Source organism: Hydrogenophaga sp., from assembly GCF_965657535.1.
In the GTDB taxonomy this organism is placed as follows: domain Bacteria; phylum Pseudomonadota; class Gammaproteobacteria; order Burkholderiales; family Burkholderiaceae_C; genus Hydrogenophaga.
Genome location: NZ_CBFHOP010000003.1, coordinates 147,949 through 168,649, shown reverse-complemented (window position 1 = coordinate 168,649; position 20,701 = coordinate 147,949). Strand labels below are relative to the sequence as shown.

Sequence of the window (20,701 nt, the reverse complement as noted above, 5' to 3'; positions counted from 1 at the left end):
TGGACGTCTTCGACAAACCATTTGGCGACCACCATGGCCCACGGCGCCATGGGAACCGCAGACACGAATATGAACACCGCGCCCACTGAACCCACTGCGACGGTGGCGTTCGACCCGGGCACCTTCGAGCGGCTGCAGCGGGCGTACCGCCGGATCGACCGCAGCGACCCGGCCCAGGCCTGGCATCTGCTCGAAGCCATGCATGTGCTCGGGCAGACGCGGCTGGTCCCGCATGCGCGGACACACGGACTCATGCTGGCGCTGGCCTGGCGAACGCGGAACCTGGCCGAGGTGAATGGTCAGCTGTTGCGGCTGCTGCTGGTGCCGCTGGGGCACCTGCTGGGCCGGCTACCGCTAGGCAACACCGGGCGTTCGCACGTGGGGGCGTTTCGGCCCATGCAGGTCGCTCCGGAATTGTTGGCCACCATTCGCGCACATCAGCGACCGCCGACTCTCTGAACAACCTGCGGGCTGCCCGGGTCAACCGATCTCTATTGCTTTCTTCACCCTACAATCCACCCTTGATGCGTGCCTGCCTGTTTGCCCTGTTGCTGATGTTCTGCCTGCCCCTGCAGTGGGCCGGCGCAGCCTCGGGCGCGCCTTGTGCGCACGAACCCTGTGCGCCCCTGCACGCCAGCGCGGCCGATGTCTCGTCGCAGGTTGACGCCGCCGACCACGCCGGTGAGTCCCATGCTCAGCACCCGCACTGCGGAAGCTGCCACGCTGGCGCCCTGGCCCTGCTGGCCAGCGTGCCCTTTTCCATGAGCGACACCCGCACCCGGACGCAAGCGAAGTCGCGTTCCTGGACCGAGGGCCTGTTCGTCGAGCGGCCCGAACGGCCGCAATGGACCACCCTGGCCTGACCAGGGTTCGGCTTCTTTGGCGGCGCCCATTGCCGCCACACTCCCCCCGATCCCTGTGAAGCGTGCCAGCCCTCGCGGCTGGTGATGTCCGTTCTTTCAGGGTCTTTTCATGTCTGTATCTCCCTGGCGGGGTCGTCCCCGTCTGGCCTGGCTCATCGCCGTGGCCCTTCTCCTGGCGCTGGACCAGCTGAGCAAAGCCTGGTTTGCCAGCACCATTGCGCTGGGCACAGCCATCGAGGTCACGACCTGGTTCAACCTGGTCCATGTGCTCAACACCGGTGCCGCGTTTTCACTGCTGGCCGATGCCGGGGGCTGGCAGCGGGTGTTCTTCATCGTCATCGGCTTCGTGGTGGTCGTTCCCATCACTTTCGTCTGCCTGGCTCGCCAGGTGGCGCCGCTCGACCGCGTGGCGGGTGCTCTGCTGGTGGCGGGTGGCGGTGGCAACCTCATCGACCGCATTGCCAGCGGGGCGGTCACCGACTTCCTCGACCTGCACTGGCGCGGTCTGCATTGGCCGGCATTCAACCTGGCCGATGTGTTCATCGTTCTGGCGGCGGGCGCCTGGATTCTGATGTCCTTTCGCCCTTCGGTTGCAACCTCAGGGAACCCGTCATGACCCGGCCCTGGACCCTGCTGCTATGGGCCTGGCTGGTCGCCACCACCGCCACCCTGGGTGCGCTGTTTCTCGGTGAGGTCATGGGCATGACCCCCTGCGTCCTGTGCTGGTACCAGCGCATCTTCATGTTCCCCATCGCCATCATCCTCGGAATCGGCTGCTTCACCGATGACCGACGGGGTGCCGTCTATGGCCTTGCCCTGGCACTGGGCGGGATGGCCATGGCCGGGTACCACACCCTGCTGGTCGCAGGTCTGATTCCCAAGGCCTGGGTGCCTTGCAGTGCCGGGGTGTCTTGCGCAGACCAAAAGCTTGAAATTCTCAACGGCGTCCAGATCCCCTGGCTGTCACTGGCCGCGTTCATGGCGCTGGCATTCCTTCTCGTCGTCTACCTCAGAAAGTCCTCCCGATGAACTCCAAAAAAATCACCGTCGTCGCCCTGGTCGCCATCGTCCTGGTGTTCTTCTTCCTCGGCATGAACGCCTACCAGAAGCGGGTCCAGAACTCGCAGGCCGAGAAGGTCAGCCAGGCGGTCCAGCAGTCCAGCAGCGCGCCCGCCAGCCAGACGGACAACCGGCTGGTCCGCTTCCACTCACCGGTCTTTGGCCCCAGCAATGCGCCGGTCACCATCGTCGAGTTCTTTGACCCGGCGTGCGAGACCTGCCGCGCGTTCTATCCCATCGTCAAGGACATCCTCAAGCAGTACCCGAACGATGTGCGCCTGGTGATCCGCTACGCCCCGTTCCATGCCGGCTCCGATCAAGTGGTCAAACTGCTGGAGGCGTCCAAGCGGCAAAACAAGTACCAGCCTGTGCTGGAGATGATTCTGGGCACCCAGCCGCAGTGGGCCGACCATGGCCAGCCCAATCTCGATCTGGCGTATCGCGCCGCGCAGGAAGCGGGCCTGGACATCGAGAAGGCCAAGGCAGACGCCCAGCAACCGGACGTCGCCGCAGTGTTGCAGCAAGACATCGAGGACCTGACCGCACTGGAGGTGACCAAGACCCCGACGTTCTTTGTCAATGGTCGCGGTCTGCCATCCTTCGGTGACCAGCAACTGCTGTCACTCGTGGCCGAAGAAGTCGCCAAAGCCAGGAAGTGACATGAACCCGCGTTTTTCATCCACACCTGGCCACCCGTCCATAGATCGCCGGCGCATTGTGCAGGTGGCGCTCGCCAGTGTGGCCGGTATGACTGTGCTGATGGCCTGCTCACCCGAGGTCGCGCCGTTCAAAAGCACCGATGTGACCGGCGCCACTTTTGCCCAGGATTTCCGGCTCAAGGACCACCACGGCAACGTGAGAACGTTGGCTGACTTCAAGGGCAAGATCGTGGTCACCTTCTTCGGTTTCACGCAGTGTCCGGATGTCTGCCCGACTTCCATGACGACCATGGCCGAGGTCAAGCGTCTGCTTGGTGACCAGGGTGAGCGACTGCAGGTGCTCTTCATCACGGTGGACCCCGAGCGTGACACGCAGGCACTGCTCAAGGAGTACATGGCGAGCTTCGACCCGAGCTTCATCGCGCTGCGGCCCGCGCCAGACGAACTCAAAGACGTCGCGGTGGCCTTCAAGATTTACTACAAGAAGGTCCCCGGATCGACGCCAACGGCCTACACCATGGACCACTCAGCAGGGAAGTACATCTTCGACACCGAAGGTCGGGTGCGCTTGTTCTCCGCCTACGGAACCGACGCCGCAACGATCGCGTCGGACATCCAGATTCTTTTGACCAAGGCCTGAGGCGTTTGAAGCCTTGGTCAAGACATCGAATGACCTGACATGCACCCAACCAACATGCTCCGTTTGACGACACTGATCCAACACCACCGGCGGTCCGTGCTGGCGGTCTTGGGCACCTTGATGCTGGGCACGGGCATGGTGGCCTTTGGTGTCTCCCCAGACTTGCCCGACGCGGTGCAGTGGCCGGTCCGGCAAGTGGTAGAGACTACGGATACGCCACTGGCAGTGTCGGAGACGACGATATCGAACCCCGAGTTTCTGATCCACCAATCGCAGCTCACCCGCCGCGACGACTCCCTTCAGGCCCTGCTCAAAAGGCTGGGTGTCGATGACCGCGAGGCACAGACCTTTCTCGCGCACGACGCCACATCGAGCCTGTTGTTGACCGGTGCGTCCGGCAAACTGGCGTCGGTCACCCGAACGCCGCAAGGGCGCTTGAAGACCCTGTCTGTGCGCTGGGAGGACACGAGCAGCCAGCGCGTCAGCCGGCTGGTGGTGGAGCAACAAGAAAGTGGCTACCGATCCCGGCTCGAACAGCCGACGCCACGGCGCCTGGAGCAATTCGGTTCGATGACCATCCGCTCATCGTTCTATGCGTCCACCGACCAGGCCGGCATTCCGGATGCCGTCGCTGCGCAGACGGTCGAGGCCTTTTCCGGGGACATCGATTTTCAGCGCGACTTGAAGCGCGGTGCGCGTGTCATCCTTGTGTATGAAGCGTTCGAGCTGGATGGTGAAATCCTGTTCACGGGCCAGTTGCTGGGCGCCGAGATTCAGAACGGCAAAGACACGCACCAGGCCATGTGGTTCCAGCAAGCTGGCCAGAACGGCGAGTTCGTCAGCCTCGATGGAGCGAGCCAGCGTCGTGCCTACCTGGCCTCACCCCTGGCGTTTTCAAGGGTCACCAGCTCCTACGGGCCTCGCATCCACCCGGTGTTTGGGGGGCAGAAAGCCCACAAGGGCACGGACTACGGCGCTCCAGCCGGAACCCCGATTCGAACCGTGGCCGACGGCGTGGTGAGCTTCGCAGGGCGCCAGGGCGGGTATGGCAATTACGTCGTGATCCAGCACCCCGACAAGGCCGCCACCGCCTACGCGCACCTGGGTCGCATCGATGTCCGGGTGGGCCAACGCGTGCAGCAAGGTCAGATCATCGGCACGGTCGGCTCCACCGGAACGGCGACAGGCCCGAATCTGCACTTCGAATACCTGGTCAGGGGCGTTCGCACCAACCCGTCCACCATCACCAGTGCGCCCGCATCTTCGACGGTCGTGGTGGCCAGCTTGCCTGCCTTCAAACAGGCGGCTAAGGCCGTGCGCGAACAACTCGGTGTTGCCGCCTCGGTCGCCTTGGCCAGCGCGCAATGATTCGAAAACGTGAGTCCTCTTCCCTGATCGCTCGATACGTGACGCTGACTTCCGATTCGTCCCCCACCCGGCGAGCGCTGCTCGCAGGTTCTGCATTGGCGACCACCTCGCTGCTGTTTCCGTTCGCACAAGCCAGCGGCCAACCCGCCCGCAGCCCGTTGAATGGCGAAGCTGTGCTGACCGGGTCTCTGCGCTCTTCACCCGAAGCGCGCCTGATTGCGGTCTACCGCGCCATTGCGGCAGGGGATCGGCAAGCCATGCCAATGGCGGCATCGCTGGTGCGGGACGTGCCGGGGTTTCAGCTGGGCCAGCTTGTCTACGCAGATCTTCTGCTCGCCCGCAGCGGTTCGTTCCCGGGCCTTTCCACGGCGACCGATGGTCCCCCGGCGGTTCGGGAGCAACTACAGAAACTGCGTGCTGAGGCCCATCGGCGTTTGAACGCGCTCAGCGAAATGCCCCCGCCCGGCACCGTGCCCGAACAGTTGCTGCGCTTGGCACCCAATGTCCGGCATGTGGTGGTGGTGGACGCCAGCCATTCCAGGGTCCATGTCTTTGAACAGCAGGCCAGCGGCCTGCAGCTGATTCGCAGCTTCTACGCCTCTGTCGGGCGGGCCGGTTTTGACAAGCGGGTCGAGGGCGACCTGCGCACCCCGCTGGGCGTGTACTTCATCACAAGCCGTCTGGACGATCAGCAGGTTGAAGAGCTGTACGGCATTGGCGCGCTGCCGCTGAACTACCCCAATGAGTACGACCGCCGCCTGGGGCGCACCGGCAGCGGCATCTGGTTGCACGGCGTGCCGCGCGTCACCTACTCGCGCAGCCCCTACGCCACCGAGGGTTGCGTCGCCCTGGCCAACGACGACATGGCCTACCTCATGGAAGTGCTGCAAACACGGCGTACGCCGGTTGTGATTGCGGACGAGGTGAACTGGGTTCGCCCCGCCGACCAGGCGGCCGAACGGCGCAGCTTCGACACCTTGATCACCCAATGGCAAGAGGCTCGTGCCCGTGGTGATGGGCGTACCTTGCTGGCCCTGCAAACGGAGGACTTCAATGCGCGCGCCGGCAACCCGCTGCGCAAGGTGTCCCTGGCTGCCGAGCCCCTGCGTGCCAACGGCGAACCCGATCCGCAAGCCGAGTGGCGTCAGGTTTCCGTCTTTCGCTGGAAGCGAGGGGTCGAGGTGGCCATCGTCAACTACACCGCGGTGAGCACGAAGCCGTCACGCAGCACCGACCGTCGCCAATACTGGGAACGGGAGCAAGGGCGCTGGCGCCTGTTTTTCGACGGAGCGGTCTGAGGGAGATCTCCGTGCTACTGCCCATTCATGGTTCTGAGACTGTGTCCGGGATTTGGGTTGGAGTGAATGCCCGATCTATGGCAAACAGCGGGTAGTCGGATCTGTGCAGCGAAAGGCGGCAAACGCTGCATTGAAGCCACTCAGGGTACAGGTTTTCCTGCTGCAGAGGGCTATCTTCAGGTTGGTGCTTGGGTCGCTTCAAACCCGACGTATTCTGAGAGAGAGCCTGTCCGTTTCAGTGCGATGTCGCTGGCCGTGACTGACTCCACAGATCCAGTTCGCTGCGGCGCCAGGCCACAGCGCGCACACCGAGGCGAACCGGGCAGGGGAACTGTTGTTGGGCCATGAGCCTGTAGATCGTGGATCGGCCCAAGCCAGTCATCTGCATGACGGATGGCATGCGTAGAAACACGGTCGATACTTGATCCTGTGTTTCCGGGGGTGGGGCGGAGGTATGTTGCACGGCAATCTCCCGGTGGAGGCATGTAGGCAACTGTAGGGCGCTGCGGGCGCCTCGGGCATGCTGGATTCGCTGACAAATCTTGCGCACGCACAGGACTCTCACTGTCAGAGCAGCGCGTTTGACAACGAGGTTTCGACGGTTGGGGCTCGGCAGTGGTGCCTGCCGAGGTCTGGATGCAGCTCGTACGCAACACATTGTGCGCGATGCTCCGGACTACGTTCATCAGCCCAAAAACTGGCACCAGACTGGCACCAGCCAAACCCAGAAAGCAAAAAAGCCAGCAGGCGCTAACCTGCTGACTCTCGTGTTTCTTGGCTCCCCGACCTGGACTCGAACCAGGGACCTGCGGATTAACAGTCCGTCGCTCTACCGACTGAGCTATCAGGGAACAGCTTTGAATTATAGGGACATTTTCACCATTTTTTCAAGTGGACTGAATTTTTTCAGAAATTTGTCTGGAGTGCTAGCCGCAAGGTCCGTGGTGCGGCCGGGAACAGGTAGACGTGACCGTACTGAAATGGCGACTCTTTAAAGAATCGGCGGTCAAGCAGGTTGTCGATCGACAGGGTCCAGCTGGCCGGTCGACCTTGAAGAAGGGTCTCATATCGCAGTGACGCGTCGATACGTGTCCAGGCAGGCAACTGCAGTGAGCCATCTGGCAGCACGGCTCGGCGGCCTTCGTGTGACAGGTGCGCGCCCAGATGCAAGCCTGGCACGGTCGCCAGGGCATGGCTGACGTTGGCTCGCAGAACCCAGTTGGGCACGTTGGTGGGGCGCTTGCCGTTTAGTTCGGGCGCAGTCACCGAGCTGCGGCGTTCAGCGCGGATCCAGGTGATGCTGGTGTTGTATGACCAGGCTCCGCTGGTGCGGCCACCGCCGAGTTCCAGTCCTTGGTGGCGGGCATTGCCGTCGGTGATGCGGGTACAGGAGCCCGGTACATCATCATCGCATTCGCCGGCCAGGAAAAGGTCGCTGGAAGCAGGGCGAACTATATTGAAGACCGTGGCATTCCAGCGCTGGGTACCGTCGTCGGACTTCAGGCCCAGCTCCCACTGGCGGCTTTTGAGTGCGGGTAGTGGCTCGCCCTGGTTGGTGTAACGGGGGCGACCGGGTGCGACTTCTGACTCGACACCTTGTCCCCAGCTGGCGTAGGCCATCTGTGACGGATTCAGCTGCCAGGTTGCGGCCAGCCAGGGCGTGGTGACGTTTTGCGTGTAGGCGGTGGAACGCGAGCCGTCGGTGCGCACGCTGGCACGGTCCAGCCGCGTGTGACGCAAGCCGAGCCAGGTTTGTAGCTGGTCGTTCCAGCGAATTACGTCGGTGGCGAAGAACTCGGTGCTGCGCTCGGTGCGGTTGGTGTACGGGTCGGTGAATTCAGCGACGGGAGCAAATATTGGCAGGGAGTCAATGTTGCCGATGCCCGCTGGTGCGTTGTTGTCGGCTTGCAGCTGGCCTCGGTCGGTGAAGCGGCTAGCCACCACTCCGGCGCTGACCTGGTGTGGCACTGCGCCCGTGCTCAGCTTGCCGTTGATGCGCCACTGCGCGGCTGTGGTGTTGCGGCGTTCGTTCTCGCTGCGGTAGTCGTACAGGTCGAAGTCGCCGTTGGGGCAGTAGCTGTAAAGGTATTCATCCGAAATAGGTTCATAGCATCCATAGGGGTACGCCAGTCTGTCATCTGTTTTCAGCCGCTGCGTGCCCAGCTGCGCCTGCCAGTTCCAGTCGGTGTTGATGGCCTGGGTGTAGCGCAGGCTGCCGCTGAAGTTCTGAAACACCACAGGCTGGGTCCAGGGCTGGGTGTTGATGTTGATGCGGGCGTCTGCCGGGGGCAGGGCGGCGCCAAGGAGGCTGAGGCCGGGCACGCTGGGCTGGCTGCGGCGCGAGACTTCGAACTCACCTTCGAGCAAGCTGTCGCGTGAAAGGCGGGCGTCCATGGCCAGAGCCATCAGAGCCCGCTGGCCTTCGGTGCCACGCGCGTGGCTGTTCAACCGCTCGCCGAGCAGGTTGAGGCGGTAGCCCAGGTCGCCGTTTTCGCCCAGGCGGCCACCCAGGTCGGCATGCACCAGGGCATTACCGGTGCTGATCCCTTCCAGGCGCAGGCTGCGCAACGTGTTTTGCGTGGGGCGCTTCACCACCAAGTTGAACAGGCCACCGGGCGCGCTGGTGCCCGCCTGGATGCCGCTGGTGCCCTTGAGCAGTTCCACGCGCTCCAAGTGGTCCAGCGGGAGCGCGGTTTCGGCGCTGATGGGCAAGCCTTCGCGGCGGTAGTTGTAGGTGTTGTCGATGACAAAGCCGCGCACGCTCGCGTAGTCGTAGTAGCCGCCCGCGTTGTAGGCGTCCGAGACCGACGCGTCCAGGCGGTACAGGTCGCTCAAGCGGCGGGCGCCGGTGTGGGCGATCTCGTCCGACGAGATCACAGTGGCGCTCAGTGGCGTGTTGGACAAGGGCTGGTCGGCAAATCCGCTGACATCGGGCGCGGCAATAGCCGTGTCGCTTTGAATGACGACCTCACGCATGCTGGCCGTAGGTGCCGTGCTTTGGGCCTGCGCTGCGGATGCACAAGCAAGCAGGCAGGCCAGGCTTGCGCCACTGAGTTTGAAAGAACTGGGTGCGGCAGCGGATGTGCGAAATAGTGTGTTGTTTGCCATGTGTGTTGTCCGGTGGACGTCAATGGCAGGTCGGCTTCTCACAAACCTCAAGCACCGCACAGCGAACGTGCGGCGAGGCTTGCTTGACTGCTTCCCTGCGCGAGGATTACCTCAATCAGGTTCAAAGGGACTTTCTCAGTCGTGGCCCTCTCAGGCCACAACACCCCTAGCGGATGCGCTTTTTCAAGCGCGAGCGGATTGTAGGTGCAAAAACAAAGCCCTCCACGGGGAGGGCTTTGAGCATGAGCCCGGGTGGCTCAGGATGTATTTGACAGGTTGTTCAGTCGAACACCGGTGACTCGACACCCAGCACCTTGTGCAGTTTGGGGCTGGTGGTGGTGTACTGCAGAAACACCTTTTTCTCTGGCGAAATGATGGGCATGGCGCCGAAGGCGGCGAGGGCGCATTCGTGGAAGCCGCACAAGATGAGCTTCTTTTTGCCTGGGTAGGTGTTGATGTCGCCCACGGCGAAGATGCCGGGAACGCTGGTGGAGAACTTTTCGGTGTCCACGACCAGCTGTTTGCGCTCAATCTCCAGGCCCCAATTGGCAATGGGGCCGAGCTTGGGCGACAGGCCAAAAAAGACCAGCAGCACGTCTAGCGGCACCACGCGGGTCACGCCGTCAGCGCCGGTGACTTTGGCGCCGCTGAGGCGGCCGTCTTTTTCTTCATAGCCAGTGATCTGGCCGACGATGAACTGCATTTCCAGCTGTTCACACAGTTCGCGCATCGTGGCCACGTTGGCGGGCGCGGCCTTGAAGCCGTCGCGGCGGTGGATCAGGATCACGCTTTCGGCTTTGTTCGGGCCTTCGGCCGCGAAGTTGAGCGCCCAGTCAATGGCCGAGTCGCCACCGCCCACGATCACCAGGTTTTTGCCGGCGAAATCGGCCGGGTTCTTGACCCGGTAGAACAACTGTGCACCGTCGAACCGCTCCAGGCCGTCCACTTTGAGCAGGCGCGGCTGAAAGGCACCTACACCGGCGGCGATGAACAGCGTTTTGGTGAGGAACTGGGTGCCTTTGGATGTGGCGACGAAGAACCGCCCATCTTCTTGTTGCTCCACCGTGGTCACTTCCTGGCCTAGGTGGAATGTGGCGCCAAACGGAGCGATCTGCTTGAGCAGGCTGTCGGTGAGTTCTTGACCGGTACAGACCGGAATGGCCGGTATGTCGTAGATGGGTTTGTCGGGGTACAGCTCCACAGGCTGGCCACCGGGGTAGGCCAGCGCGTCGATCACATGGGCCTTGATTTCCAGCAGCCCGAGTTCAAACACCTGAAACAGGCCCACCGGACCGGCGCCCACGATGACGGCATCGGTTTCGATCGGTCCGTCGTGTGCAGCGGCGGTGTCCATCACGGCGGGGTTCAGCTGGGGGTCCATTGCGTTCAGCGGATCAGCTCGGACAGCTTACCGGTGCGGTCTTTCCAGTCGTCGGCGTCGGGCAGCGGCTCTTTGCGCTTGGTGATGCTTTTCCAGCCCGGCAGCACGGCCAGATCGGCGTTGAGCTGGGTCATGTGCAGCTGGTCTTTGGGCAGGTCTTCTTCGGCGTAGATGGCGCTGACCGGGCACTCGGGAATGCAGACGGCGCAGTCGATGCACTCATCGGGGTCGATGGTCAGGAAGTTGGGGCCTTCACGGAAGCAGTCGACGGGGCAGACGTCCACACAATCGGTGTATTTGCAGCGGATGCAGGATTCGGTGACAACGTGGGTCATGGTGTTGTGGGCTGTTCGGTAAAACCCCAGATTTTAGGGTTTTCCAGAGTGTAAGGAGGGGTCAAGCCCCTTGCGTTGACATAAGTTAAGGTTGTTCGGCGCGGGTTCAGTTGACGAGCAAGGCGCCGGAGGTCTTGTGGCTGGCGGTGTCCACCAGCACCAGGGAGCCCAGCGCGCGCGACTGCGAAAACGGCAGGGTGACCAGCGGCTCTTGCAGCGTGAGCTCAATGTGACCGATGGCGTTGGGTTCAAGCTGGGTGGCGTCCTCTTCGGCCAGGGTGTTGATATCGAGCTTGTGGACGATGCGTTTGACCTTGGCTTTGACCCAGCGGTGGCCGTGCAGCGCCCAGTAGACGCGTCCGGCCACGAGGGTTTCGTCGTCCAGCCAGGCCACGGTGGCGCGGATTTCGCGGTGGCCTTCCAGTGCGCTCCCTTCGCCATCGGCAGCCAGCAGCCAGTCGCCACGCGACACATCGACCTCGCGGTCCAGCACGATGCCCGCGCTGTGCCCGGCCAGAACAGCCTTGGGGTGGCGTGCGTGGTCGAGCACCTGCGCCACCGTTGCAAGCTGGCCGCTGGGCATCACCTTGACATGCTGACCCGGCTGCACGCCGCCGGTGGCCACACGGCCCCAGAAGACGCGGCGGCCCTGGCTGGTGTCGGCAGAGCTGCTGAACTTTTCCACCCATTGCACCGGGAAGGCGAATGGCAGCGTGGTGTCGGCTGCTGTCACCGGCAAGTGTTCCAGTATTTCCAGCAGAGTGGGGCCGCTGTAGCCGCACCAGGTGGTGTCGGCAGCGGCGTCCACCACATTCCAGCCTTTGAGTGCCGAGACCGGAACAGTGGCGGTCACGGCGATGCCGGCTTCAGCCGCGAAAGCGGCTAGCGCGGCTCGGATATGGGCAAACGCGAGCGCGCTGTCGGCGACTGCGTCCAGTTTGTTGACGGCGAACACGATGGACGGCACGCGCAGCAGCTTGAGCAGCAGCGAATGACGACGGGTCTGCACCAGCAGCTTGAGCGCCGCTTCTTGCCAGTCGAGCTTGGTGGCGTCCACCAGCACCACGGCCGCATCGGCGCTGGAGGCGGCCGTCACCATGTTGCGTGTGTACTGCTCGTGGCCCGGCGCGTCGCCAATGATGAACTTGCGGGTTTCGGTGTTGAAGTAGCGGTAGGCCACATCGATGGTGATGCCTTGCTCGCGTTCGGCCGACAGGCCGTCGGTCAGCAAGGCGAGGTCGGTTTCGCCCTGGCGCTGCACGCCAGCCAGATGGTCTTGCAGCACGGCCTTGCTGTCTACCAGCAGGCGGCCGATCAGGGTGCTCTTGCCGTCATCGACCGAGCCGCAGGTGATGAATTTCAGCGCGGTGCGGGTGTCGGCGGCGGTGGAGGGGGTAACAACAGCGTTCATGGGGTATCCGAGATAGGTGTCTTGTTCAAGGGCGCCGCGGAACCGGCTTGGCCGGGCCGCCAGCGCCGCCCCCTTGAGGGGGTGACGCCGAAGGCGGCGCGGGGGTGGGCCATTTCGTCAGAAATAGCCATCGCGTTTTCTCTTCTCCATCGAAGCTTCCGAGGTCTTGTCGTCCATACGGGTCGCGCCGCGCTCGCTCACGTCGGCCGCCAGGGTCTCGATCACGATGTCGGCGGCGGTAGCGGCCAGGCTCTCTACCGGGCAGGTGCAGGTGATGTCGCCCACGGTGCGAAAGCGCACGTCACGTACCTGCAACGTCTCACCGTCCCGGGGCGGGGTCAGCTCGGTCACCGGCACCAGAAGGCCGCGGCGGTCCACCACTTCGCGCTTGTGGGTGTAGTAGATCGAGGGCAGGGCGATGGCCTCGCGCTCGATGTACTGCCACACATCGAGCTCGGTCCAGTTGCTGATGGGGAACACCCGGAAGTGTTCGCCCGGTTGCAGCCGGGTGTTGAACAGCGTCCAAAGCTCGGGGCGCTGGGCCTTGGGCTGCCACTGGCCGAAGCTGTCTCGGTGCGAAAAGATGCGCTCTTTGGCGCGGGCCTTTTCTTCGTCGCGGCGGGCGCCACCGATCAGGGCGTCGAAGCGGAATTCTTCAATCGCTTCGAGCAGCGTGACCGACTGGTGCACGTTGCGGCTCTCGCCCGGGTGGGCCAGGCGCACGGTGCCGCGCTTCATCGAGTTTTCGACGTTGCGCACGATCAGCTCGGCCTGGAGTTCGGCGGCACGGCTGTCGCGGAAGTGGGTCACTTCAGGGAAGTTGTGACCGGTGTCGATCATCAGCAGCGGGTAGGGAATGCGGCCGGCGCCAAAGGCCTTTTCGGCGCACTTGAGCATCACCAGCGAGTCTTTGCCGCCCGAGAACAGCAGTGCGGGGCGCTCGAAGGCGGCCGCTACCTCACGCAGGATGAAGATGGTTTCCTCTTCGAGCGCGTCCAGATGGGCGTTGCTCAGGTGGTGTTCGGTGGTTTGCAGCACGGCGGTGTCGGTACGGGCGTTCATGTTGTTTGGCTCAAAAGGGTCAGGCGGCCAGAGGGCGCTGGGATTCGATGGACTGCACATGCAGGCCGCACTCTTTGGCTTTTTCGTCTTCCCACCACCAGCGGCCGGCGCGGAAATCTTCGCCCACGCTGATGGCGCGGGTGCACGGCGCGCAGCCAATGCTGGGGAAAAACTGGTCGTGCAGCGCGTTGTAGTCCAGCCGGTGCTGGGCGATGAAGTGCCACACGTCGCCCCAGGTCCATTCCACCAGCGGACTGATCTTCACGCGCGTGCCGAAAGCGCCGGTTTCCTGCACGATGTCGCCCACTTCGGCGCGGGCGTTGGACTGCTCGCGGCGCAGCCCGGTGATCCAGCCGTCTTTGCCGGCCAGGGCGCGTGCCAAAGGCTCCATCTTGCGGATGTCGCAGCACTGCTTGCGCAGGTCGATGCTGTCGTACATAGCTTTCTCGCCGTGCTGGCGCACAAACTTCACCACCGTTTCATTTTTGGGCCGGTACACCTCCACGCTGCGGGTGTAGCGCGCCTCGATCTGGCCCACCAGCGCCAGGGTTTCAGCGTGCAGCTTGCCGGTGTCCAGCACAAAAATGCCGCTCTGGATGCCTGCCAGGTGAATCAGGTGTGTGACCACCATGTCTTCAGCGCCCAGGCTGGAGGCCTGGGTGAGCGTGGGGTATTCGCCGGCTGCGCGCTGCAGCAAGGCCACGCTGTGGGCCACCTTGTCTGCAAAGGTGGGGGAGGGTGCGTTGTAAAGGTCGATGGCGCTCATGGGGTGTCCTGCTCAGGCGTGGGCGGCCACGGGTGCCACAAAATGCGGCGCGGTGTGCACCGCATCGCCTTGGTAAAAAGCCGGGAAATGGGTCAGCAATGCCTGGCCGTGGGCCAGGTTCTGGTCGGCCCGCAACACCGCCTGGGTGAAGCCGCTGCGCTGCATTTGCAGCAACTGGTCAATCAACACGTCGCCGGTGGCGCGGATGGCGCCGGTAAACCCCAGCCGGCGGCGCAGCAAAAAGGCCTGGCTGAAGGCCCGGCCGTCGTTGAACTTGGGGAATTGCAGCTCAATGACGGTGATGCCGCTCAGGTCGGCTTCGCGTGGGTCGCTGTCGTTGGTCAGCACACGGCGCTGGTGCTCGGGCTCGGCGGGGGCAAAGTGGTCGGCCAATGCAATGTCAAGGATGGAGGCGGTGCTCATGGTGGGTTCCTGTCGGTTCAGCTCAGGCGCGGGCGGTGCTCACGCGCACAGCGTTGGCAGCGGCCTTGAAGGCGTCCAGCCCGGTGCGGCGCAGCGTGTTCACAAAGGTCTCGCCGCTGCTGCGCTGGTTGCGGTAGGTGTCTAGCAGGGCTTCAATCACATCGGGCACCTCGCTGGCTGCAAACGACGGGCCAATGACCTTGCCCGGCGTGGCCTCGCCCGACAGGCGCGAGCCGTCGGAGCCGCCCAGCGTGATCTGGTACCACTCCTGGCCGTCCTTGTCCACGCCCAAAATGCCAATGTGGCCGCTGTGGTGGTGGCCGCAGGAGTTGATGCAACCGCTGATGTGCAGGTCGATCTCGCCCAGGTCGTGCAGTTCGTCCAGGTCTTTGTAGCGGTTCAGCAGCGTTTGCGCGATGGGCAGTGAACGGGCGTTGGCCAGGTCACAGAAATCACCACCGGGGCAAGCAATCATGTCGCTCAGCAGGCCAATGTTGGGCTTGGCCAGGCCCAGGCGGCGGGCTTCGCGCCACAGCTCGGGCAACTGATCGCAGCGCACCCAGGGCAGCAACAGGTTCTGTTCGTGCGTCACGCGCGCTTCCCCGGCCGAGAAACGGTCGGCCAGGTCGGCCGCACGCTCCAGTTGCTCGGCGGTGGCGTCCCCAGGGGCCGCGCCAATGCGCTTGAACGACAGCGTCACGGCGCGCAGGTCCGGGTTCTGGTGCGGCTTCACGTTTTGCGTCAGCCAGCGGCTGAACTCCACATCGTCTTCGGCGGCGGCCTTCAAAATGTGCGCGATCTTGGCGTCGGCGCTTTTGCGGTCGCAGTTGAGCTGGGGCGCCACAAAGAAAGCGCTCACGCGGTCGAGTTCGGCCTGGGTAATGGTGTGTGGCGCACCGTCCTTGTCCAGAATGTCGCGGTACTCGGCTTCCACCTGGTCGGTGAAGGCCTGGCCCTCGGCCTTCACCAAAATCTTGATGCGGGCCTTGTAGATGTTGTCGCGGCGGCCGAAGCGGTTGTAGGCGCGCACCACGGCTTCAAGGTAGTTGAGGATCTGGTTCCAGGGCAGAAATTCGCGGATCACCGCACCAATGATGGGGGTGCGGCCCATGCCGCCACCCACACGCACCTGAAAGCCCAGGTCGCCGTCCACGTTGCGCAAGAGTCGCAGGCCGACGTCGTGCCAGGGTGTGGCGGCGCGGTCTTCACGGGCGCCGGTGATGGCGATCTTGAACTTGCGCGGCAGGAAGGCAAACTCGGGGTGCAGCGTGCTCCATTGCCGCATGATTTCGGCAAACGGGCGCGGGTCGGCCACTTCGTCCACCGCGATGCCGGCGAGCGCGTCGGTGGTGATGTTGCGGATGCAGTTGCCGCTGGTCTGAATGCCATGCATGTTCACGCTGGCCAGCAGGTCCATCACGTCGGCCGAGCGGGCCAGCGGAATCCAGTTGTATTGCACGTTCTGGCGGGTGGTGAAGTGGCCGCAGCGGTCGGGCAGTGTGGGCACTTCTGCCAGAGCCGCGTTGGCTTTGGACGTGTCGTGTTCTTCTTTGTGGTCGTAGTCTCGGGCGATCTTGGCCAACACGCGCAGCTGTGGGCTGGAGAGTTCGCCGTAAGGCACGGCCACGCGCAGCATGGGTGCGAACCGCTGCACGTACCAGCCGTTTTGCAGCCGCAGCGGCTTGAATTCATCCTCGCGCAAGGTGCCAGCCTGCCAGCGCTCCAGCTGGTCGCGGAACTGGTGCGCCCGAAGCTGGACGAACTGTTGGTCAAATTCGGAGTACTGGTACATCGTCGTGGTGTGAAAAAGGTCAGAAGACGGTCAAAAAGCGATCAGCTTGAAGCCGGCGTAGGCCAGCAACACAGAGAGCGCCGAGCGCACCAGGCGTTCAGGTGTGTGGCGCATCAACCGCGTGCCCAGCCAGATGCCCGGCAGCGAGCCAGCCAGCAGCTGGCCCAGCAAAGGCCAGTCCACCGAGCCCAGGCTGGCGTGGCCCAGGCCAGCCACCAGGGTCAGCGGCACGGCATAGGCGATGTCTGCCGCCACAATGCGCGGCAGCGGAAGAAGGGGAAACAGCAGCAGCAGCACCGACACGCCAATCGCGCCCGCACCCACCGACGTGATCGTGACCAATGCGCCAATCACGGCACCAAAGGCCACCGGCAGGCTCCAGTGGCGGGCGCGGCTGGCAGCCTCCAGCTGGTTGTCGGCCAGGGTGCGCGGCAGCTGTTTGCCGCGCGCCGCTTTGTACAACATGGCGGCGGCGGTGAGCAGCAGGGCGACACCCAGGGTGCTCGTCATGAGCGACTGCACCGCCGCGCTGGCCGGGCCCAGCTGGTGCAGCACCGCCAGCGTGATCATGGCAGCCGGCAGGCTGCCGGCGCTGAGCTGGCCCACCACGCGCCAGGGCACCAGCCGCTGGCGCGCCAGGCTGACCGTGCCGCCAAGCTTGGTGAAGGCGGCAAACAGCAAGTCGGTGCCCACCGCCATGTAGGGCTTGACGCCGAAGAAAAAAATCAAAATGGGCGTCATGAGCGAGCCACCGCCCACGCCGGTCAGTCCGACGATGAGTCCCACGGCAAAGCCGGCAATGAGGATGGCGAATTCAGGCATGGGCGCGACTGTAAATAAGGCTGCTTATGTTTCAAACTAATTTTTATTCATTCATATATAGCCAAATCGAATAAAGAAGCTTGGTGATGGGTCGGGCACGGCAGGCAGCGGGCGAGGGTTCGAATCTTCGATGCGTTGCTTGAGTAAGCGAGCCAGCCCACGGGCGTAACATCTGCACCATGCAAAAGCAGCGCATTTTTGTGAGCGTGGTCGGGTTTTCCGACACGGAGCGGCACGCGCTCAACACCGTGTTTCGCCTGTCTGAAGACCGTGATCTGTGTTACGCGCCTTGGTCGCCCATGACCGCGCCCGGCGCCATTGGAACGGTGGCCCCTGCCGAAGTGGCACTTGTGGATGGGCAAAGCGCCGAGGCTGTGTTGTCACATGCCAAAGCGTTGCCTGCGGGTCAACGCCTGATCTGGGTGGGCCCAGGTGCTCCCGAACAGGTTTGGCGTGTGCTCCAGCGCCCCATTCAATGGGCCGACGTGCTCAACGACCTGGACGCCGTGTTTGCCGCAAAGCAAACCGATTCGGGCTTGATCGACCTGGACATCTCCACTCCCGCACCGCTGGAGCTTGACCCCTCGTTGGTTCGGGTCAAGCGCGCGTTGTTGGTTGGTTCGGACGAACAGGAGCGCATGTACCTGCGTTCGCGTCTGGCTTTGGTGGGCGTGGTGGAACTGGACGAAGCCACCACCACCGAAGCCACCATGGACCTGATGGGATGCAACGACTATTGCTGCGGTGTGTTCAATCTGGACGACAAGCAGGTGGACGTCTGGTCGTTGGCGCGGATGTTTGCGCAGCGCTACCCCCAGGCGCTCACGCTGGCCAGCAGCGAAATGGCCGGCCCGTTGGCCGACTGGTGGAACCGACGCCGTGTGCGGCGCCACACCCGCCAGGCGGGTATTTCGGTGTTGTTGGCGAGGCCGCTGCAGCCACGCGAACTGTCCCAATGGATGGATCTGCTGTAAGGGGCGGCCGCTAAGCCGTCGGGGGCGGCGTTGCCTGGGGCACGGGCTGCTTGCGTGCCTGGCGCCACGCAAACCGAGCGGGGTCCAGTGCCTGCACCAGGTCGTGCGCCACGCTTTGCAACGGTGCGCCGTCTATCTGGGCCGCCAGCAACTGCGCGCACCAGTGCGCCAGCGTCAGGCCACGCGAGCCCAGGGCGCCCAGCATAAAAAGGCTCGGCCAGCGCGGCGCATCTTCCAGCGCCACCCGGCCTCGCCGTGATCCTGCCTGTTCCATGATGCTGTGCAATGCCGCCACATCGGGTACCGCACCCACCAAGGGCAGGCGGTCCAGCGAAGCGCAGCGCACCTGAGCCCAACCCAGCAGCGCGCCTTGCGCGGCGGCGGTGCGCAGCTGCTCGGCCGCTTCGGGGACCATGCCTTGTAGGCTCAGTGCGTTGCGTTCGTGGTCGGCATCGCTCAGCGTGGTGCTGGCCTCGCCGCGCAGGTAGGTGGAGCCCATGGTCCACACGCGGCGCGGCCATTGGGGGGGCAGGTCGGCGTCTTCGTAAAGGGGCACAAACACACCGTTGTCGCGCTGGGGTCTGGGGGCCAGCAACGGTCCGCTTTGCGCGCTCAGGCTCATTTGCCCCTTCACAGGGCGAAGCGGCAAGGCGGTTGCGCCCAACTCGGGTGCGCTGGCTTCCAGCAGCGCCAGGCTGCCCCATGCAGCGGCCACCACCGCCACGGGCGCCTCGGCCAGCAGCTTGCCTTGGGCATCCAGCGCTTGCCAGGCCGTGTCGGGGGCGCGCGGGTTGTGGCCGGTTTGGCAGCGGCGCAAGTGGGCCACCGGCGCGTTCCACACTGTGGTCAGGCCGGCGGTTTGCCGTGCTTCGTTCAGCCAGGCTTGCACCAGGGCACCAGGGCGCACCAGGGCGGCGGGCCAGCGGCCTGGATCGTGCCCCAGGTTGTCCACTTCGCAGGCTTGCCAGCCGTGCCCTTGCGCCAGCAGGCGCTCCAGTTCGGCGCGCGTGTCGGCCACGCCCAGCGCCGACAGACGTGACAGCGGCGTTGGTGCCTTCGTCACGTGGGGGCTCAACATGCCCACGGGCAGAGCCGACGCAGCTTGGGCCGGGCCGCTGGCGGCGTCCAGCAGGGTGGTGCGCCAGCCACGGTGGGCCAAAGCGGCGCACACGGCGGCACCGGCCAAGCCAGCACCGATCACCAGGGCGTGGTGCTTGGCATCAGTCAAGGTTGAAACCGGGAGAGCACCGTTCAGGTTTCAGTGCTCTGCGGGCGGTGGCACATAACCGGCCGCTGCGTCAGCACCTTCACCAAAGAAGTGTTTTTCCATCTGGCGTGCCAGGTACTGGCGGGCGCGTGCGTCGGCCAGGTTCAGGCGGTTTTCGTTCAGCAGCATGGTCTGGTGTTTGAGCCAGGCGGCCCAGGCTTCCTTGCTCACGCCTTCAAAAATGCGCTTGCCCAACTCGCCGGGGTAGGGCGGAAAGTCCAGGCCTTCGGCCTCTTTGCCCAGCTTGATGCAGTTAACGGTGCGTGCCATGTTGATTTCCTTGGGGAATTTTGTATAGATGTTTTGGTAATAAACAACTGAGAACTTGGTCGTTCCAGTATTTACGCATCGCTTCCATGATCCGCTCCGTTGTTCAACCACCCACGGAGAAATACCTCATGCAAGCACGCCGCGACTTTATCAACCTTTTGCTGGCCTCAAGCCTGGCAGGGTCGGGCCTCAGCGCTTGGGCACAGCCGCCGCTGACCTTGCTCAATGTTTCCTACGACCCGACCCGCGAGCTGTATGTGGAATACAACAGGGCGTTCATTCGGCACTGGAAGGCCAAGACGGGCCAGGACGTGGTCATCAAGCAAAGCCACGGAGGCTCGGGCAAGCAAGCGCGTTCCATCATCGACGGGCTCGATGCCGACCTGGCTACCCTTGCCCTGGCCGGTGACACCGATGCCCTGCACACCAACGGGGGCTGGATTCCGAAAGACTGGCAAAAGCGCCTGCCCCTGGGCTCGTCGCCGTACACCTCCACCATCGTGCTGGTGGTGCGCGCGGGCAACCCCAAGAACATCAAGGACTGGGACGACTTGGTGCGCCCCGATGTGAAGGTCATCACGCCCAACCCCAAAACCTCGGGTGGTGCCCGCTGGAACTACCTGGCGGCCTGGGAGTTCGCCAGGCGCAAATACGGCGGTGATGCACAGGCCCAGGCCTTCGTGGCCAAGCTGTACGCCAATGTGCCCGTGCTCGACACCGGCGCACGCGGTTCGTCCGTCACCTTCGCCCAACGCAACCAGGGCGATGTGTTCCTGTCCTGGGAAAACGAGGCCTACCTGCTCGAAAAAGAGTTTGGCAACAAGGTCGACTTCGTGTATCCCTCGCTGTCCATCCTGGCCGAACCGGCGGTGACGGTCGTGGACAAAAATGTGGACAAGAAGGGCACCCGCGCGGTGGCCGAGGAATACCTGAAGTTTCTCTACAGCGAAACGGCGCAGGACATCATCGGCAAGCACTTCTACCGGCCCACTTCCGCCAAGGCCCAGGCCAAGTACGCCCAGCAGTTGCCCAAGCTCAACCTGTTCAAGGTTGAAGACGCCTTTGGCGGCTGGGAGCAGGCGGCCAAGGTGCACTTTGTCGATGGCGGCAGCTTTGACCAGATCTACACCCGGAATTAAGCGCTCTTTATTCCAAATCCATATAAGAAAACAAAAACAAAGTCGTTTGTCTCCCAAGGCATCG

At 63.7% G+C, this 20,701-nt stretch carries 22 protein-coding genes, 1 tRNA gene and 1 riboswitch; of the genes, 10 read left to right on the top strand and 13 right to left on the bottom strand.

The genetic code is table 11. The features are described from left to right. The first annotated feature begins 69 nt into the window (after window positions 1-69). From ACTG4K_RS06015 to ACTG4K_RS05980, 8 genes are all read left to right on the top strand, one after another. A complete protein-coding gene (locus ACTG4K_RS06015) occupies window positions 70-459 on the top strand; it encodes a DUF3703 domain-containing protein (RefSeq protein ID WP_439113290.1) in 390 nt (129 codons plus the stop codon). Between the two features lie 62 nt (window positions 460-521). Then, window positions 522-863, top strand: coding sequence for a hypothetical protein (locus ACTG4K_RS06010; protein WP_439113289.1), 342 nt, complete (start codon window positions 522-524; stop codon window positions 861-863). A 109-nt stretch (window positions 864-972) separates the two neighbouring features. Then, a complete protein-coding gene (lspA, locus tag ACTG4K_RS06005; RefSeq protein ID WP_291096429.1) occupies window positions 973-1,479 on the top strand; it encodes a signal peptidase II in 507 nt (168 codons plus the stop codon). Next, window positions 1,476-1,892, top strand: coding sequence for a disulfide bond formation protein B (locus ACTG4K_RS06000; RefSeq protein ID WP_439113288.1), 417 nt, complete (start codon window positions 1,476-1,478; stop codon window positions 1,890-1,892). Before lspA ends, ACTG4K_RS06000 begins: the two co-directional genes overlap by 4 nt. After that, entirely contained in the window at window positions 1,889-2,581 is a 693-nt protein-coding gene (locus ACTG4K_RS05995; protein ID WP_439113287.1) for a DsbA family protein, read from the top strand. The genes ACTG4K_RS06000 and ACTG4K_RS05995 overlap by 4 nt, the downstream gene beginning before the upstream one ends. A 1-nt stretch (window position 2,582) precedes the next feature. Continuing rightward, window positions 2,583-3,221: an SCO family protein gene (locus ACTG4K_RS05990; protein WP_439113286.1), complete on the top strand. Its 639-nt coding sequence runs from the start codon at window positions 2,583-2,585 to the stop codon at window positions 3,219-3,221. Window positions 3,222-3,260: 39 nt separating this feature from the next. Then, window positions 3,261-4,589, top strand: a complete 1,329-nt coding sequence (locus ACTG4K_RS05985) for a peptidoglycan DD-metalloendopeptidase family protein (protein ID WP_439113285.1) — start codon at window positions 3,261-3,263, stop codon at window positions 4,587-4,589. Further along, window positions 4,586-5,887, top strand: a complete 1,302-nt coding sequence (locus ACTG4K_RS05980) for a L,D-transpeptidase family protein (protein ID WP_439113284.1) — start codon at window positions 4,586-4,588, stop codon at window positions 5,885-5,887. Before ACTG4K_RS05985 ends, ACTG4K_RS05980 begins: the two co-directional genes overlap by 4 nt. 235 nt (window positions 5,888-6,122) lie before the next feature. Here the strand turns inward: ACTG4K_RS05980 and ACTG4K_RS05975 are convergent, their stop codons facing one another. From ACTG4K_RS05975 to ACTG4K_RS05925, 11 genes are all read right to left on the bottom strand, one after another. Further along, complete coding sequence (locus tag ACTG4K_RS05975; protein WP_291468173.1) at window positions 6,123-6,287, bottom strand: helix-turn-helix transcriptional regulator; 165 nt, start codon at window positions 6,285-6,287, stop codon at window positions 6,123-6,125. Window positions 6,288-6,662: 375 nt separating this feature from the next. Continuing rightward, window positions 6,663-6,738: transfer RNA gene (locus tag ACTG4K_RS05970), tRNA-Asn, on the bottom strand. Window positions 6,739-6,793: 55 nt separating this feature from the next. Next, entirely contained in the window at window positions 6,794-8,995 is a 2,202-nt protein-coding gene (locus ACTG4K_RS05965) for a TonB-dependent siderophore receptor (RefSeq protein ID WP_439113283.1), read from the bottom strand. A 75-nt stretch (window positions 8,996-9,070) separates the two neighbouring features. Further along, a riboswitch (TPP riboswitch) is annotated at window positions 9,071-9,173 on the bottom strand. 102 nt (window positions 9,174-9,275) lie between these two features. Continuing rightward, a complete protein-coding gene (locus ACTG4K_RS05960; protein ID WP_439113282.1) occupies window positions 9,276-10,376 on the bottom strand; it encodes an NAD(P)/FAD-dependent oxidoreductase in 1,101 nt (366 codons plus the stop codon). Between the two features lie 5 nt (window positions 10,377-10,381). Then, a complete protein-coding gene (gene fdxA, locus ACTG4K_RS05955) occupies window positions 10,382-10,711 on the bottom strand; it encodes a ferredoxin FdxA (protein ID WP_439113281.1) in 330 nt (109 codons plus the stop codon). 106 nt (window positions 10,712-10,817) lie between these two features. Beyond that, window positions 10,818-12,122 (bottom strand): sulfate adenylyltransferase subunit 1, encoded by a 1,305-nt coding sequence (locus ACTG4K_RS05950; protein ID WP_439113280.1) that lies wholly within the window; start codon window positions 12,120-12,122, stop codon window positions 10,818-10,820. A 117-nt stretch (window positions 12,123-12,239) separates the two neighbouring features. Then, on the bottom strand, window positions 12,240-13,184 hold the full coding sequence (gene cysD, locus ACTG4K_RS05945; protein WP_439113279.1) for a sulfate adenylyltransferase subunit CysD: 945 nt from the start codon (window positions 13,182-13,184) through the stop codon (window positions 12,240-12,242). Between the two features lie 19 nt (window positions 13,185-13,203). Continuing rightward, window positions 13,204-13,950: a phosphoadenylyl-sulfate reductase gene (locus tag ACTG4K_RS05940; protein ID WP_439113278.1), complete on the bottom strand. Its 747-nt coding sequence runs from the start codon at window positions 13,948-13,950 to the stop codon at window positions 13,204-13,206. 12 nt (window positions 13,951-13,962) lie between these two features. Further along, window positions 13,963-14,373, bottom strand: a complete 411-nt coding sequence (locus ACTG4K_RS05935) for a DUF934 domain-containing protein (RefSeq protein ID WP_439113277.1) — start codon at window positions 14,371-14,373, stop codon at window positions 13,963-13,965. 22 nt (window positions 14,374-14,395) lie between these two features. Next, on the bottom strand, window positions 14,396-16,165 hold the full coding sequence (locus ACTG4K_RS05930; RefSeq protein WP_439113276.1) for a nitrite/sulfite reductase: 1,770 nt from the start codon (window positions 16,163-16,165) through the stop codon (window positions 14,396-14,398). Between the two features lie 30 nt (window positions 16,166-16,195). After that, complete coding sequence (locus tag ACTG4K_RS05925; protein ID WP_439113275.1) at window positions 16,196-16,987, bottom strand: sulfite exporter TauE/SafE family protein; 792 nt, start codon at window positions 16,985-16,987, stop codon at window positions 16,196-16,198. 179 nt (window positions 16,988-17,166) lie between these two features. Here ACTG4K_RS05925 and ACTG4K_RS05920 point away from each other — a divergent pair, with 179 nt between their 5' ends. Further along, on the top strand, window positions 17,167-17,961 hold the full coding sequence (locus tag ACTG4K_RS05920) for a hypothetical protein (protein WP_439113274.1): 795 nt from the start codon (window positions 17,167-17,169) through the stop codon (window positions 17,959-17,961). 10 nt (window positions 17,962-17,971) lie between these two features. Here ACTG4K_RS05920 and ACTG4K_RS05915 read toward each other — a convergent pair whose 3' ends face one another. Both ACTG4K_RS05915 and ACTG4K_RS05910 read right to left on the bottom strand, forming a co-directional pair. After that, window positions 17,972-19,189, bottom strand: a complete 1,218-nt coding sequence (locus ACTG4K_RS05915; RefSeq protein ID WP_439113273.1) for an FAD-dependent oxidoreductase — start codon at window positions 19,187-19,189, stop codon at window positions 17,972-17,974. Between the two features lie 30 nt (window positions 19,190-19,219). Continuing rightward, the gene (locus ACTG4K_RS05910; RefSeq protein WP_439113272.1) at window positions 19,220-19,498 is read right to left on the bottom strand and encodes an oxidative damage protection protein; all 279 of its coding nucleotides are present in this window, start codon (window positions 19,496-19,498) and stop codon (window positions 19,220-19,222) included. 128 nt (window positions 19,499-19,626) lie between these two features. Between ACTG4K_RS05910 and ACTG4K_RS05905 the strand changes: the two genes are divergently transcribed. Beyond that, window positions 19,627-20,637, top strand: coding sequence for a sulfate ABC transporter substrate-binding protein (locus ACTG4K_RS05905; protein WP_439113579.1), 1,011 nt, complete (start codon window positions 19,627-19,629; stop codon window positions 20,635-20,637). Window positions 20,638-20,701 lie beyond the last annotated feature (64 nt).